Origin of the sequence: Zooshikella sp. RANM57, assembly GCF_050749885.1 — a bacterium.
Taxonomy (GTDB): Bacteria; Pseudomonadota; Gammaproteobacteria; order Pseudomonadales; family Zooshikellaceae; genus Zooshikella.
In genome coordinates this window covers 1,102,849-1,119,677 of record NZ_JBOIUB010000001.1, presented here as the reverse complement: position 1 = coordinate 1,119,677, position 16,829 = coordinate 1,102,849, and the positions used below count along the sequence as shown (strand labels likewise).

Sequence of the window (16,829 nt, the reverse complement as noted above, 5' to 3'; positions counted from 1 at the left end):
TATCAGTTCTTCCCTAAACGTAACCAACCTACGGGTCTACGAGGCGCAACAATTGAATATAAACTTTTCTCTTGAGTTAACGAAAACCGTTGGCGAGGCTTACCATAAATATTCTGCTGTACCACTTCAACCCACGTTTTTCCAACTTCACTTACAACAGCAACATGACCATACATAGTGTCTTGAAATACAAGTAAATCATCCTCTTGAGGAGCCTGCTCCTTACCATTAAAGAATTGTACAAGACCCCTTTGCTGATTTAACACACCATGATTTATACTTGGATCAAAAAAATCCTTAGCATGCCCCCAAACATTAGGCATGCTGTGTTGTTTAGCCAAAAAGAAAAAGCGTTTCACAAATTCAACACACTGCCATTTCTGGCCAAAATAATAACCATCCTGACTATAATGCCTGCCATAACTTTCAGCATATAACTGTCCATTATGATAAACAGATACTCCCTTATGCTGCGTCAATGGTTTACCTATTTTTGATCGATCTTCAAATAACACATAGCCGATCATTACATTAACTCCTAAATTCACAGCGAATGATTTATAGAGGCTGTGTCAAATGGCAAGCTGCAGTGGTTTTGTCTTAGACACCTTTCTTAATTATCGTTTTAATTTGTTGCACTATTTTTTTCAACATAGGTTGATTATAACCATTAAGACGAGGAGTATGCAGGTGCCCCATGGGTATGTTACTGCGTATTTGTTGCCTCAACCAAAGCGAGCGATACGATATTTCATTTGATAAATAGCCACCACCAGAACCTTCAACAGATATTTCACCTTCAAGCTCGGCTAAGCTTTCTGGATAATAAACACCCGTTAATGTGGCAACGCGATGATTATCATGGACGACATAAGGTAGCTGTACCTGTAACATCGCTTGGACAGGTAATGAAAACTCAATGAACTCCGGACCTGTTAATTCAGCTCCCTTCAATAGAGGACGTATTGGTTGGCTGTAGCTTCCCCCAGAATAAACATTGAGGTTATCAGGTGCTGATGCAGAGCGTCGTAAGCCTGGAAAACGTTCTAAGTCAAAAGTAGATCGCCCCATACTTATCGTCATCACCATATCCGCTTGATTGGCTGATAAAACAGGCTTTAATGCTGTTTCAACTATACCTTTATCAAAATCAGCAAAACGTACTGGAAAGTTAATCGCCTGTATTTCAATGCGTTCATCTCCTACTTGGATAATTGTATTATCCAGCATTAACGCTGCTACACCCGCAGGGTTACTTTGACGAATATTACTATCAAGCTGAAAAGGGTCAAAGCCAGTGATTAATACTTTATATGTCGTGTTATTTTTAAAGGTGGTTTGGAACGCGCCACGGCTGGCGAGCTCTAGCCTCCAATTTAAATAGTTAAGCTGGCTAGGTGTTATACTAAATTGCAGCTCCGTATTTTTTAAACGCTGTGTTAATTGTAATCTACTCCAGTAAAGCGCACGATCATCATAAAGAGAATTGGCTTGATTATCACTAATAGACTGCTGCCAAAGCTGTCCTCCTATACGATCTACTACTGTTACTAACTGAGAGTAGTTAATCGTGTGTGTTATTTTTTGGGTAAATGTAGAAATAAGTGAATGATACTTGTTCACTTGCTGGGGTATTTGCTGAAGAGCCTGTTCAATCCTTGCCTCTTCGACCGTTTGAGATGACTGGCCCTCTGTAGGAAAAAAAGTAAAAACTATACATAGGCTTAATATCGAGTTACAAACGAATCTATACACTGAATCATCCTTGAATTTCATTCATCTATAAATAATGAGGTGTCCTATAAATAGAAAACCTAAAACTTACGCAATATTTTTATTCTTATAATAAAGATATTCAACAGAATTCAGATAGTACTATACCTAATGTGAAGCGTATATAATGCAACAATTTACACACACCAATATTGTTATATTAAATCACAGAAATTCGGTTTATTGCTTACCAAGCCTGACTCAATGCAAAAGGTGAAAATAGCAAAAGACTGTATATTCTAAGCTATTTAAAAGTAGTTAAGTTTAATAAACATCACTGAAATAATATAAGAAGGGACATCTTTGTTACAGAGAACAAGACGATATACTATTAGATAAGGAATTGATTCACCCGGTACTGCAAGAAACTATATTGCTATAAACCTCTTACAGCACCAGGTAGGAATGATTAGGCTACTGGCGTAACATTTTCCGCTTGAGGACCTTTTTGACCTTGAGTTACCTCAAAAGTCACTTTTTGTCCTTCTCTCAAAGTACGTCTTCCAGTACCGTTGATCGCACGGAAATGTACGAATACATCAGAACCACCCTCACGCTCAATGAAGCCGAAGCCTTTCTCATCATTGAACCACTTAACCACGCCAGTAACTAATTGACCAGCCATAAAACCCTCATTTTCACACGATACCAACTAATAGTTGGTGTTTTCACTTACACCGACTTAACGCCGACATTAATCCAAAGTGGCGAGCTAGCATGGATAAAAGGTTATCCGATTCACTAACAACCAGCTTCGTAGACATGGTACAGTAATGCACTGAGTACAAAACTGCAATCAATCTTAGCGGAAAGAAACAACACAAGGTGTGTTACATATCCGGCTGATAATTAGCTTATAGCCAACTCCGCAGGTTATCAAGAACTGATGATCAGATCTTCATAACTCAGCATCCACGAACAAAACCGGATAACCATCACGCAGTACACTTTCGTCATTAGTTACTAAAATGTATTTGTTGATGCTCTTGCTATGAGGGTACTTTACATGCCACTACAGCGCTGTTCTACATACCATCAAAGTCTATTACCGTTTGTTCTACGCTAACAATTCGGAATAACCAAACGATAATACCACTACAAACGATATTAACGTCCAGAACGAATTATGGCCGTCATCACTCCAACTGCTGTTTACATCGTGTTTAGCAAACACTGTAGTAGTTCAACAGTCTTTTTGTTCTAAACAAGGTGAGTGACTCACCCTTCCTATTCATCCTGCTTGCTTCCACCTCGGTAAGTCTAACACAGACTTGTAGAAAAATACCTCTTTTTCTTCTGTGAACAGTATAAAAAAATAACAACTACCTTTTGTATAAGGCCCTAATGTTCACAAAATAAGTGCAAACTAAGCAATCATATTAACCAAAGTCACATAATATAACCGATTAGTTACAAACCTAATGACTCAAAAGCTTGGGTTACTTACACACCTGCATGTTGCTTTCTTTGTTGCCATAAAGGTTTAAATAAATAGTTCAGGATCGGCTGATAGCCAATACTTATACTTGCCTGAACAGTCATTCCTGGCAAAATTTCATTACTCGAAGCTTGACCACCTACAGAATCTGTCGCCAATCCAATAATCACTTTTTGATATGGTGAACCTTCTTCATTAACAAAGGATGTATTAGGTAATGATTTTATTTTTCCTGAAATTGCTTCGGAATTGTCAAAATTAAATGTAGCTATAGCAACAAATACTTCTTGGCCAACCTGAAGCGTTTTAATAATTCTCTTATCTACCTTAACCTCAACCACCAAGGATTGATTAAGAGGAATAACTTCTGCAACAATGCCACCAGCAGCTACATGGCTATTTTCTGTGCTACTTATAGTTTGTACTACTCCTCGAATAGGAGACTTAACGGTCATCTGACGAATACGTTCATCTGCCTGATCAATCTGATTCAACACCCTAGTTTGCTGGGTAACAACCTGAGTAAGCTGTTTTGTCCATTGCGTTTTAGCCTCTTCCTTGGCATGTTGAAATTGCTGCTGAAGGTCATCTAATGTCTGTTTACCTGCAAAAATTGATGCTTCAACTTGCGCTAATGATGCTGTCACCTCAGACAATTTCTGTTGAGCAGTATTAAGTTGTTGACGTGTTATAAACCCCTTTTGTAATAGCACTTGCTTAGCCTCAATAGCATCCTGAAACTTAAGTTTCTTTTTTTGTAATGAATATAATCTACCTTGCTCATCTTTCAGACGTGTGCTTAATACTGTAACTTGTTGCTTTATTGGCGCAAGTTTTGTCAAATATCGTGCTGTTTCCTGATCGTAATAAGCTCTCACTTCCTTATCCAAAGCAACTTGGTCCCTACCACGATCAAAAGTACCTATCACTTGCCCTGTTAACAGGGTCCGATAAACCGTTTCCTGCTGTAATAAATGATCGTAGTGTGCTTTTAACTTTTTATGTTCAAGCTGGTCCCTAGCTGTATCCATTACCAGGAGCGCTTGCCCAGACTCAACCAGCTGTCCTGGCGAGACGAGTACGCTGGCAATATTGCCTCCTTCAAAAAGTTGAATAGTTCTTATATCCCCCTGGGTGACGACACGACCAGTTGCAACTACTCGCTGCTCAACTGACCAAACACTTCCCCCTACAATAACAATGAGCAATACCCAAAATATTCCCCATAAACTCAGGTATATCCAAGCATTCCCACCTTCTTCTTTAAGTAACGGATCAGCAAGCCAATGAGACTGATGTCGAGAATGCTGATCAATCACTTGGGCTAATGTTGTAGAAACACCCTTTTCCATTGCTTTTACTCTTCCCATATCATGTTATGGAGTTCTGAGCTGGTAGATTAAGCACCACCCCATTGGACTAACCACAGCCTCCCATAAAATATTCCCAACGCTTAGGCAGTTACTTTTTGGTTTGACGTTTTTTTCTTTTTAAGGAGCTGGTCAGGATGACCAAAATAGCGTTGCTTACCCTCTTCCAACAGCAAAACCTTATCCGCAACTTTAAAATGACTGGGTCGCTGCGTAACCAAAAATATTGTCTTTTGCCTACACAACTGCTGTATTGTTTCTAATAATTGCAATTCAGCCTGGTAACCCAGCCCAACAAAGGGTTCATCCATTAACAGAACTGGCGCAGGTTTTAATAATGCCCGAGCAATACAGAGTAATTGCTGTACATTAACGGGAAGCGCCAATGGCTGGTTCACATCATAGATAGTCTGTAATCCCTTAGGCAATTGTCGAACAATATCATCAAGGTGACACAGTTCGATGACGGACCATAACGCTTCTTCTGTGGCAAGCGGGTTGGCCATCCTCAAATTATCAGCAAGCGTTCCTTGAAACAGCGCTGGCTTCTGTGGCACATAAGCGCAAAGATACTGCATAACACCAGCAGATAGTTGATTTATATTTTGTCGATCAATGCGAATAATTCCCTTCTGAGCTTGTTGTAACCCTGCCAACAACATTAAAAGTGTTGTTTTTCCCGCCCCATTACCGCCTGTAACAATGACTATTTCACCCGCATTAACACTAAACTGAAGCTGCTGAACGCCATAATTTGACTGAGGATATAAAAAGCTGACATCTTCAAATGAGACTTCACCTTTTACCTGACTCGGCGCATGACGAGTCATTAGGGCCGGGTTTACTGAGTCTTGCCAAAGCTGAGTAACAGACTTTATTGATAACTTAGCATTTTCCCACTCTGATAGCGTTTTTTTCAATTGTATAAACGGTGTAAAAAGTTGCCAAAGAAGCAAAGCTACAGCCAAAACAACACCTAAAGAAAGAACATCATTTAAAGCTAACAATATCGTATAACTTATAGTGACAATTACAGTAGCCCACACAATCCCATCAATGACATTTTCATAAATATATCGCTTAAATAGTGTTTTAGTTAAATAACGAGAAATTCGAACTTGCGCTTTTTGGAATCGACCGAACCAAACTTCAACAGGTGCGGCAAAACGCATTGCCCGAAATTGAGAAACCACATTTTCTTTATGATGATTATCGGACACATTTTTTTCAGAATGTACTGGTCGCACCAGTTGGTATAAAAACCATAAGGTCCCAGCTAAGAAGCCAAACAAAGCAATCCATCCGACATCACCCGCCAATATAAAAATAGCGGCAATAAAGAGAACAGCAAAAATTAAGTCAAAGGCTGCCCCCGTATTTACCGCGCTCAATAACGAGCTTACCACATTGAACCGTCGCCCAAAGTGCAATAAAAAACGTCGTCTGGACATAGACAAACTATCTGCAGAACCTGACCAAAACTTTTGTAATAACAAACGCATGGATAAGTAATCCACTCGCTTTCCTGCAAAGCGTAAACACACACTGCGTATCTGTCTTATTCCCCACTCCAATATCACGATCCCCGTGACACCTGCAGTTATCGGAATTAATAAGTCAAAGCGCTGATTACCCCATACCTGATCAACGACTTGCATGACATAAAGCGGTAACACCAACATTAAACTTGCAATGACCAAGCTTAAAAAGCAGCATATCATCAATAGGGGGTATACTCGCTGCCAAGGTTTATTTAAGGATGCTTGTGCCCCTTCTTCAAGAAGGTCATTACTATAGCGCGGAATCGTCAACAACCACCCTTCGTTGAATACTCTCAACTTATTTTTATCAGCAACTTTTTCAACCTGTAGACTCTCTGGTGAGTAAATCCATGCCTCCTCTTTACCAACATCAAAAACAATGTGTGCAGGGGCCTGTTTTGGAATGTGCATGACAGGAAATGAGATATCCTGCCAATTTTTTTTTGATGCTTTACATAATGTTGATGAAATCCCCAAACGCGCCAATGTATTTCTAATATCTGTTAAATTTGGCTGTTTTTTTTCTGGTAACGCTGTAAGAAACTCTAATGCATGCAGTGGCCAATGTTGCGCTAATACCAAAATAGGCAAAACTGCAACCAAGTCTGAATGCTTATACCTTTCCTGTAGTGTTGAGTGACGAAAAGTTGCTAGCCGCTCGACTAAAACTTGCTCATAATTAAAGCTATTTTGCTGATCAGCCTGTCTGTAATCTGAGCCCAGATACATTATCAATCCTTAATATATAACTCCCGTAATTGAGAACTAAGCTTCCTGTACTCAATAAATTTAATGTTGAAGAAGCAATGTTTCTCGAACTAAATGACCTTTATTTAATTCAAATACCTGATCGGCTATACGAATGATAGAAGAGCGGTGAGAAGCAACCACCATTGTTGTAATACCTTTTAGCTGTTTTAATAGCCGTATAATGGCTTGGTCCCCTTTTAAATCGACAGCACTATTTGCATCATCCACGAGTAATACTTTTGGTTGACATACAATCGCTCTGGCAAAAGCAATTCGTTGTACTAACCCTTGCGGCAACGGGTGCTGTTCAGCATCAACCAGTGTGTAAAAGCCATCAGGTAATTGAGCAATGGCATCAGCAATATTAAGTGTTTTCGCAGCTTCAATCGCTAATACTTCCTTAGCCGTACAAAACAAAGTTAAGTTTTCCATAATAGTGCCACTAAATAATGCGGCTTTTTGAGGCAAATATACAACCTGTTGGGTTAAAGCTTCATCATTAAAACTAGCAAGTGGTTTTCCATCTAACAACACTTCGCCTTGATCTGGCTGGATAACACCCCTTAAAATCCCCAGCAAGGTGGATTTTCCACTACCATTTTCACTTGAGAGCACCACCAGTTCACCAGGACTAATATGCAATGAAACCTGATATAAAACCCAAGCATTTTCGTCACTATATCGAAAACTAACACTATTACAGTCTATGCGGCCTTGAATAATTTGTAATGCAGTTTGTTTTACAGAAGATTTAATAGTAGGCACATCAAGTAATGATTTAATATTGGACAACTCATGCTTTATTCTTTGTCGACGCTCACAAAAGAGTGCTATTGATGAAATGCTATAAAGGCTACAAAGAGACAAACTTATACAAGCAATGAGCGCACCTAAGCTTATTTGCTGTTTAAAAAGCAGGACTCCACCATAAGCTGAGCAAGCAACAATGACGAGCTTTATAATCAAAGACACACTATTCTGCAACTTCGCAAAAGCATGGTTAACCACCGTTTGCTGCTCTACTTTCTCTGCATAACATGCTTCATAACGACGCTTCAGCAAAGTCGACAAATACAAAGCCTTTGCGGTATACCACCCATGCAATAAATTGATCAAGTGATCATAAAAATCCTGTGAAGCTGACTGTAATGAAGGCATTGCTCGAGTAACCTTAATAACAAACTCAATCAATAGCAGCAGTGAAATGCCTAAAGCGACAAGCGGAATAAAGACTAAAGACCAACCTAACCAACCTATCAGTAAAAAATAGATTAATATCCAGCTAACGCCTACGGTAATACACCAAAACTGCCCAGGATAAAACGTATGCAATATTTTAACAGCCTGAAAGCTATTCAATAAACGGGTATAACCTAGCTGTTCTAGATGGGTTAATTTACCTTGTAATAACGTTAAGTACTGCAAACGACTTAATGCATAATCTAACTTTGCCATATAACGACTAATAAGAAAGCCTTGTAATAACCGAACAGTAATTAACATGACAATCAAAATTATCGCTGCCATTGCTACAGCACTAGCACTAAGCTCACCATTTTTTAAGTGCATGTTTTGCTGTTCATTTACAACAGCGAACGTATCGATAGCGTACATCAAAACCAGCGATAGCAGCAGAGTAATAAAACCTATTAAAAATGTTGAAAAAATAATATGTCCGTGCAATACGCCAGTTTTCAGTTCGGGCAAATAGTTTTGCATCATATTTTGCAGAGAAGTAGTCTGCATTATGCCCCCTCTATTCTATTTTTTATAGGCATTTGACGATGAGTTTACTCAGCTAAACGATACAAATAAACAGGATCTTTTATACTATTGACTACAATAAAAACATTGTATTTTTCACTGTAACGAAAACGTCCAAATGTACCATTTTGTAGTGCTTTCGGTGCTACAGTTTTCTTCCCTGACATTTTAGAAAGACGCTTTTTCCAAGACATTGTTTTCAAATTTAATGTATAAACAGCAGCACCATCATGCCAAGCCACTAGCAGACCACTGGGTTGATGAACCGTAAGCCCAACATTCGCAAACTGTTCTATTTCCGTATCACCCTGTGTTGTCAAATGCTGTAATCCCTTGTCAGGATTTTGTAAATCAATAAAACGTGTTTCTTTATTACCTACCAATACATACCAATGGGGATTCAATGAAATTACAGCCGTATAGTCATAACTCACCCAGCCAGGCAATTCAGCGGTCACCTCTGTCCATTTCCGCACGATTGGATCATACCTTACTAATGCGGAACCTCCACCACTACCAAGACTATAGATATAACCTGTCGCTGGATCATACGCGCTTGTTGAGCTGATACCATATCCACCAGCCATCACTGGGGGTAATCGCAACCAACGGTCATCTGTTAAATCATAGCAATCGGTATTTGGCAGCATATGTTGCGACAAAGGAAACATGGCTGCAGCGCCAAAAGCACAAAATAAGTTCTGCTCAGTCAAATACTGTAAGGTATTATATGTGTGTCGTGCTCTGGGGCTACCATCGGGATAATACCCCGTGACTGAAAGTTTTCCTTTTTCATCAACATTACTCGCTGCGTTTGTTAATTGCTGCCAAGATAATGAATGTAGGGAAAAGCTATATAATTCATTACCTGAATAATCTCGATGACCACCCCCCCAAATAATTAACCGCTGTTGCTTTGTATCAAAGGCACCACCCGACCAAGCCCCTGTTATGGCTGAAAACCCCGTCCATGAGCCAGGTGCTTTAATTTTTTTCTGTACACTCCCGAGTTGAGAATGGGGTACGGCATACCATTCTCCCGGCTCAATATCAGGCAACGCTTTAGCTATTAAATCTCCAGCCACAAAGCCTAATAGCCCGACCATTAACAAGCATTGAAATACCAAAAGTGCTCCCTCTATCATTCCGTAATACCTAAACTGAAAGAGCGTAATAGTTATATCTAACGCCAAATTCATTACACTTTTTTAAATAACAAACGAAAACATTTTTTTATATTCCTTATTAATGTCTACACTTGATAATTTAGAACGTAATCTACGAATCGGAAGAGAGATTCGCGAAAGGAATATCGCTAGGGAATAAATTTTGGCTAGGGATTCATAGTAATGGCCATCCAAGTTGCGCTTAACCATCGAACGACCTATCAGTACGATCGACCTGTTTCATTGTCACCTCATACGTTTCGACTCAGGCCTGCACCTCATTGTCGTACAACGATTGATGCCTATTCACTCACCATTTCTCCCAATCAACATTTTATCAACTGGCAACAGGACCCCTTTGGCAACTATTTGGCCCGTGTTGTTTTCCCTGAGCAAGCAACACACTTAGCTATTGAAGTCGATCTTTTGGTAACACTTACCAGCATTAATCCATTTGATTTTTTTGTTGATGACTACGCCGAACATTACCCCTTTGACTATAAACCTCAATTAAAGCGCGAGCTTATCCCTTATTTAGAACAACAAGAACATGGTTCTCTTCTGCAAGACTGGGTCTATGAGTGGCGACAGAAAGACTTACATATCGTCGACTTTTTAGTTGAATTAAACCGTGCTTTACAACAAACCATTACTTATACCATTCGTACTGAACCTGGTGTGCAATCCTGTGAAACCACACTCACTAAAAAGTCAGGCTCCTGCCGTGATTCGGCCTGGTTATTAGTACAACTTGTTCGGCACTTAGGGCTGGCAGCACGTTTTGTATCAGGCTACCTCGTACAACTCACTCCCGATATTAAATCGCTGGATGGGCCTAGTGGTCCTGATGCTGATTTCACCGATCTTCATGCTTGGGCAGAAGTGTATGTACCAGGGGCCGGATGGATTGGCCTTGACCCCACTTCTGGGTTATTTGCTGGAGAAGGACATATACCGCTAGCCTGTACGCCTGACTTTAAGAGTGCCGCTCCGGTTTGTGGTGCAACCAGTAAAAGTGAAGTGACTTTTTCCTTCGCTAATTCCATCACTCGAATCAAAGAAGAACCCAGGGTCACCAAACCCTACACGGATGAACAATGGCAAGCGATTGATCAACTTGGTGAAGCCGTCGATAAACAACTTACTGCACTGGATGTGCGTCTTACAATGGGTGGTGAGCCCACCTTTGTCGGTATCGATAACCCAGATTCCCTTCAATGGAATACCCACGCTGATGGTCCAGAAAAACGTGAGCGTGCGGAACAACTACTAGACAAGCTAACAACGGTTTTCGCCAAGGGGGGACTCAAGCATTATAGCCAGGGAAAATGGTATCCAGGAGAACCATTACCTCGATGGGAACTCGGTTGTTATTGGCGTAAAGATGGACAACCTCTTTGGCAAAACCCAAATTTATTCGCTAACCCACTCCACAAGCATCAAGCCGCTATAAAAGATGCTGAACGCTTCATGCTACTTATGGCAGACCAGCTTCAATTACCCACCAATGCCATTCTGCCCGCTTACGAAGACATATACTATTCGCTCTGGCAAGAAGAAAACCTACCCCTTGATACTCCTGAGCCAATCGTGGAGTTAGATAACGATGATCCTCGACAGCCTATCTTAGCGCAGCTCAAGCAACATAAAGGTCTGCCTTGTGGCTATGTGCTCCCATTAAACTGGGATTTTATCCAACAACGCTGGAAAACTGCTTTCTGGAAGTTTCGTCGAGACAAGCTCTTCTTAATCCCCGGGGACTCGCCCATTGGTTTACGTTTACCCTTGGATCGTATTCACTGGTCAACCTCGCTTAAGGAACCTGATTCTCTGCCCAGAGATTTATTTGAGCACGTTCCACCTTTACCAGATCGTGTTGATGGCTTCACCCCCAGGGCTAACCATATCACTCATTGCCCTGCATTTGACTTACAGCCGCAAACGCTAAGCGATATACCTAACAATGGATTACCGCTCACTACCGCCTTCGTGATTGAACTGCGTAACGAAACCCTTCATGTATTCATGCCTCCGTTATCTCATCTCGAACATTATTTAGCGTTGTTACAAATCCTTGAACAAACCGCATGTCAGTTACAAACACCCATTATTATCGAAGGTTACCCTCCTCCCGTTGATCAGCGCATTGAGTCTTTTAAAGTCACCCCCGATCCAGGTGTTATTGAAGTCAATATTCACCCTGCCAGCCGCTGGACTGAACTCAAAACCATAACTCATAGCCTGTACCAGGCAGCACATGAATGTCGGCTAGGCACCGAAAAATACATGCTAGATGGCCGACAATGCGGAACGGGTGGTGGCAACCATGTCACCTTAGGTGGCTATACCCCAACAGATAGCCCATTACTTCGCAGACCCGATGTACTACAAAGTCTGATTACCTACTGGCAACATCATCCAGGACTGTCCTATTTATTTTCAGGGTTGTTTGTGGGTCCTACTAGCCAAGCCCCTCGTATTGATGAAGCTAGACATGAAGCGTTATACGAACTGGAAATCGCCTTTCAACAGATTCCTAAAGGTGAAACACCACATCCTTGGCTTATTGATCGTTTGCTCAGACACTTGTTAGTGGATATTACAGGCAACACACATCGTGCAGAATTTTGCATTGATAAGCTGTACCCTCCCGAAAATGCTCAGCGTCGGCTAGGTTTGCTCGAATTTAGAGCCTTTGAAATGCCTCCACATGCCCGCATGAGTTTGGTGCAAATGTTATTACTTAGAACCCTTGTTGCACGTTTCTGGCAGAGACCTTATCACTATCCCTTAGTCCGTTGGGGCACAGCTCTACACGACCGATATATGCTGCCTTACTTTATTTGGAATGACATTGCTGACGTGACTGCCGATATTCAGCAGGCAGGTTACGGTTTTCAACTCAACTGGCTGGCTCCATTCTTATATTTTCGCTTCCCCGTCTTTGGTGAAATTCAGTTAGGTGATATTCATTTAACGCTGCAAAGCGCTATAGAACCTTGGCATGTATTAGGCGAAGAGGTTGTTCAACAGGGTACTGCCCGCTTTGTTGACTCATCAGTAGAGCGCCTGCAAGTAAAAGTGACTGGCTTAACACCAAACCGTCATGTCATTAGCTGTAATGGTATCCAAGTGCCACTCCATGCTACCGGTACTCCAGGCGAGTTTGTGGGTGGTGTACGATTCCGTGCCTGGCAACCACCTTCAGCTTTACACCCCACGATTGGCGTACACTCACCACTGGTGTTTGATGTTATTGACAGCTGGTCTTGCCGCGCGATTGGGGGCTGTACCTATCATGTTGCTCATCCCGGTGGTCGACACTTCGAGGCATTTCCCGTCAACAGCTACGCTGCTGAAGGTCGTCGTCTTGCTCGCTTTTGGTCGCATGGCCACAGTCCAGGTATCCAAGACCCGCATGCGAGCAGTGTCCCTGGCCATTGGCACTTTGTTGCTGAGGGTTCCGGACCAGGTCCAATTAACTTACCTAAAGTACAAATAGCCAATGAGTATCCCTATACCTTGGACTTACGCCAACAATGAGCAATTTCACCAACGAAACCAATAGTGAATGGCTGCAACAGTATCAGCAGCAACTGAAACCTGGCTTTCTTGATGAAATGTGGTCAGAAGAAAGCCTTTGTATCAAACCAGCCTGGCAGCTTCTGATTCAGCAGCTCCATTCTCTTTCACCCAGTGTTTTTGATAAGCCTAGGCTGGAGGCTAAACGCTTACTCCAAGAAAATGGCACAACCTACAATGTCCATAGTCAAACCAACCAATACCTCAGAAGCTGGCAACTCGATCCACTGCCTTTGGTGCTGGCTGAACATGATTGGCAACGAGTAGAGAAAGGTATACAACAACGTGCCTTTCTTTTTGACTGTATTTTGCAAGATCTATACGGTGAACGGCGGCTGCTCAAACAAAATGTCATTCCACCTGAGCTGGTATTTGCTCATCCCGGTTTCCAAAGGCCCTGTGACCAGGTTAGGTTAGCAATCTCACACCAGTTAATGCACTTTGCTGTTGATCTTGCGCGTGGTGCAGATGGTCAGTTTTGGGTACTTGCGGACCGGGCTCAAAACCCTTCTGGTGCTGGCTATGCCCTGGAATGCCGAATGATCATGAACCGGATTATTCCAGAAGCGTTACGCTCAATCACGGTTCATCGCCTTTATCATTTCTATCAGTCCTGGCGAAATGGGCTTCAGGCTCTTGTCTCTCAGCACTCAGATGAAGCACGCATTGTGGTTCTCACACCAGGACCAGACAGCGATACTTATTATGAACATGCCTATTTAGCAACCTATCTGGGTTACCCTCTTGTTCAAGGTGATGATTTAACCGTTCGTGATGGGAAAGTATGGCTAAAATCACTGGCTGGTTTACAGCGGGTCGATATTATCTTACGAAGAACCGACGATTTAGCCTGTGATCCGCTTGAGCTCCAGCAAGAATCTCAACAAGGGGTTCCTGGCCTGCTACAAGCCGTACGAAACCAGACAGTAGCCATCAATAATCCTCTTGGTACCAGCATTCTCGAAAACCCGGGATTATTAGCCTTCCTACCCGCAATTGCCAAAAACCTGCTAGGCGAATCTCTCCACCTGCCTTCAATTGCAACGTGGTGGTGTGGGCAAAAAACCGCTCTGGATTATGTGCTGACTCATTTTGAACAGTTGGTTATCAAACCTATTTTTAGTCATGAGCCTTGCTATTACCCAGCAATGATGACGGCCAATGAACAACAACAGCTCAAGCATAAAATTAAACAAATGCCGTATTTTTATGTTGGCCAACAACAACCACAGCTGGCAACCACCCCCACCCTCATTGACGATAAACTCCAGCCCCGCTATTACCAGCTGCGTACTTTTTTAGTGGCTGAAGGTGGCGCTTATGTTGCACTACCAGGTGGACTGACGCGTATCGCCAATAACAACGAAGGCTGGTTTCAGTGGCAAACCAATGGCGGCATCAGCAAAGATACCTGGATTTTATCCCATGAAGTTGATCGCCCCATTCGCCTTCAACCCTTAACCCCAGGTGTTATGACAGCACTCAGTTATGAAGGCATTCTACCCAGTCGGGCAGCAGAAAGCTTATTTTGGGTTGGACGCTATATTGAACGAGCAGAAGGAAGCTCTCGTTTACTACGAACCATCATGGACCGTATCAATAACCAAGATGAATGCGCCAGTGAGGCTGATCAACAGTGCCTCTATGTTTTGTTAACCGGTCTTACCTTAATGACCAATACCCAACCAGGATTTACGGGTAAAGATGTCAACCAAAAATACAAACAACCTAATCCAGAGCTGTTATCGCTCGTACGAGACAGTGAGCGTGTCGGTAGTCTGGTACAAGTACTTGCGGCTTTTTTGCATGCGGCATTTAGTGTGCGTGATTTATGGTCTAGCGACACCTGGCGTACAATTGATGATATAGACGATATTCTCGGTCAACTCTACTGCCCACCAACCGATTTGGGTGATTTGCAAAACTGTCTTGATGAACTTATCACGACAATTATGGCCTTTACCGGTCTTACTGCCGAAAGTATGCCCCATGAAAGTGGCTGGTATTTATTTGATCTAGGCCGACGCATTGAGCGTAGTCTGCTACAAATCAGTCTGACTCAAAGCTGTTTTAATCAAACACTTGAGGACACCGTTGACCACTTACTACAAGAGGCTTTGCTGGTTAATAACGAAAGTCTGATTACCCACCGCCGCCGTTATCGGGCATTACAACAGAGGGAAAATACCCTTGCCTTATTAATTCTTGATGAAACAAATCCTCGCGCCCTGGCTTACCAGATCTATCGTATTCAACGCTTAATCGATCACTTGCCTCGTCATCAACAACGCGAATATTCAGCTGAACAACGCATCATTTTAGCAACGGCAACGCGTCTTCGTCTGGCTACAGCAAATACGCTCGCACAACGTGGTGAGGGGGGATTACCTCACCTACTGCTTGAACTCCTCGAAGAATGTAACAGTAACCTGTTAGAGCTGGCAAACACCCTTCACCATACGTATTTCAGCCATACCGAACAAGCACAACAATTAACGTCTATGTCTGCGGAGGTTTCTTTGCCCAGTGAGGTTAATGTATGAATACATTTCGCATCACCCATACCACACATTATGTTTACACAGACCCCGTCAGTCGTTGCCATAATGAAGCACGTATGAGTCCAATGAATTTACCCTTACAGACCTGTGCATTCAGTAAGGTTCATGTATCCCCTTCACCTCGCAGCAGTTTTCAACGAATTGACTATTTTGGCAATCATGTTTTTAGCTTTGATATTCACCAGCAACATCAGGAATTGACCATTTCCGTGATCAGTGAAGTAGCCACTACACCCGCCAGCAAACTACCCTTACCAACACAAGCTAACAGTATACCTTGGGACCAATTTTCGCAGCACCTGGAGCACGTAAATAAACATAAACAACTTATGGTGTATGAGTTTATTCTGCCTTCTCCGCTGATTCCTCAATCACCTTCTGTCAAAGACTATGCACTCAGTTCCTTTCCCCCTGGCCGATCATTACTGGATGCAGTAAATGACTTAATCAGCCGTATATATCATGACTTTAAATATGAGCCTGGTTTTAGCTCACTTTCAACACCATTAGAGACTGTTATCGAACATCGGAAAGGCGTATGTCAGGATTTTGCCCATCTGGCAATTGGTTGCTTACGCAGTATGGGTTTACCTGCTATGTATGTCAGTGGTTATTTGGAAACAGATCCTCCACCAGGCAAGCCAAAACTCACGGGTGTCGATGCATCTCATGCCTGGCTGAATGTTTTTATTCCAGAGTTTGGCTGGCAGGGGTTTGATCCCACCAATAACCAAATGGCCAATGAACGCTATATTGTAATAGCACAAGGAAGAGATTATGCCGATGTTACTCCCTTAAAAGGGGTTATTTATGGTGGCGGTCACCATCATCTAAAAGTTCAGGTAGATGTTGCACGAACGCATACACACACGTTTAACTAGCCT

At 42.2% G+C, this 16,829-nt stretch carries 10 protein-coding genes; 3 read left to right on the top strand and 7 right to left on the bottom strand.

All coding sequences use genetic code 11. The features are described 5' to 3' along the window. Positions 1 to 2 precede the first annotated feature (2 nt). The 7 genes from ACQ96U_RS04350 to ACQ96U_RS04320 all read right to left on the bottom strand — a co-directional run bounded on the left by ACQ96U_RS04350 (position 3) and on the right by ACQ96U_RS04320 (position 9,781). On the bottom strand, positions 3 to 527 hold the full coding sequence (locus tag ACQ96U_RS04350; RefSeq protein WP_431720007.1) for a CHAP domain-containing protein: 525 nt from the start codon (positions 525 to 527) through the stop codon (positions 3 to 5). A gap of 73 nt (positions 528 to 600) precedes the next feature. Then, positions 601 to 1,755, bottom strand: coding sequence for a hypothetical protein (locus ACQ96U_RS04345; RefSeq protein WP_431720006.1), 1,155 nt, complete (start codon positions 1,753 to 1,755; stop codon positions 601 to 603). A gap of 427 nt (positions 1,756 to 2,182) precedes the next feature. Then, complete coding sequence (locus ACQ96U_RS04340; protein ID WP_027708804.1) at positions 2,183 to 2,398, bottom strand: cold-shock protein; 216 nt, start codon at positions 2,396 to 2,398, stop codon at positions 2,183 to 2,185. A gap of 818 nt (positions 2,399 to 3,216) precedes the next feature. Continuing rightward, positions 3,217 to 4,563: an HlyD family type I secretion periplasmic adaptor subunit gene (locus tag ACQ96U_RS04335; RefSeq protein WP_431720005.1), complete on the bottom strand. Its 1,347-nt coding sequence runs from the start codon at positions 4,561 to 4,563 to the stop codon at positions 3,217 to 3,219. Positions 4,564 to 4,664: 101 nt separating this feature from the next. Next, positions 4,665 to 6,851, bottom strand: coding sequence for an ATP-binding cassette domain-containing protein (locus ACQ96U_RS04330; RefSeq protein WP_431720004.1), 2,187 nt, complete (start codon positions 6,849 to 6,851; stop codon positions 4,665 to 4,667). Between the two features lie 60 nt (positions 6,852 to 6,911). After that, complete coding sequence (locus tag ACQ96U_RS04325; RefSeq protein WP_431720003.1) at positions 6,912 to 8,618, bottom strand: ATP-binding cassette domain-containing protein; 1,707 nt, start codon at positions 8,616 to 8,618, stop codon at positions 6,912 to 6,914. 44 nt (positions 8,619 to 8,662) lie between these two features. Next, the gene (locus tag ACQ96U_RS04320; RefSeq protein WP_431720002.1) at positions 8,663 to 9,781 is read right to left on the bottom strand and encodes a hypothetical protein; all 1,119 of its coding nucleotides are present in this window, start codon (positions 9,779 to 9,781) and stop codon (positions 8,663 to 8,665) included. Positions 9,782 to 9,985: 204 nt separating this feature from the next. Here ACQ96U_RS04320 and ACQ96U_RS04315 point away from each other — a divergent pair, with 204 nt between their 5' ends. Genes ACQ96U_RS04315 through ACQ96U_RS04305 form a run of 3 tightly spaced genes read left to right on the top strand, consistent with a single transcriptional unit; the run spans position 9,986 to position 16,826 of the window. Continuing rightward, the gene (locus tag ACQ96U_RS04315; protein ID WP_431720001.1) at positions 9,986 to 13,345 is read left to right on the top strand and encodes a DUF2126 domain-containing protein; all 3,360 of its coding nucleotides are present in this window, start codon (positions 9,986 to 9,988) and stop codon (positions 13,343 to 13,345) included. Beyond that, the gene (locus tag ACQ96U_RS04310) at positions 13,342 to 15,927 is read left to right on the top strand and encodes a circularly permuted type 2 ATP-grasp protein (RefSeq protein ID WP_431720000.1); all 2,586 of its coding nucleotides are present in this window, start codon (positions 13,342 to 13,344) and stop codon (positions 15,925 to 15,927) included. The genes ACQ96U_RS04315 and ACQ96U_RS04310 overlap by 4 nt, the downstream gene beginning before the upstream one ends. Next, the gene (locus ACQ96U_RS04305) at positions 15,924 to 16,826 is read left to right on the top strand and encodes a transglutaminase family protein (RefSeq protein ID WP_431719999.1); all 903 of its coding nucleotides are present in this window, start codon (positions 15,924 to 15,926) and stop codon (positions 16,824 to 16,826) included. Before ACQ96U_RS04310 ends, ACQ96U_RS04305 begins: the two co-directional genes overlap by 4 nt. The last annotated feature ends 3 nt before the right edge of the window (positions 16,827 to 16,829 follow it).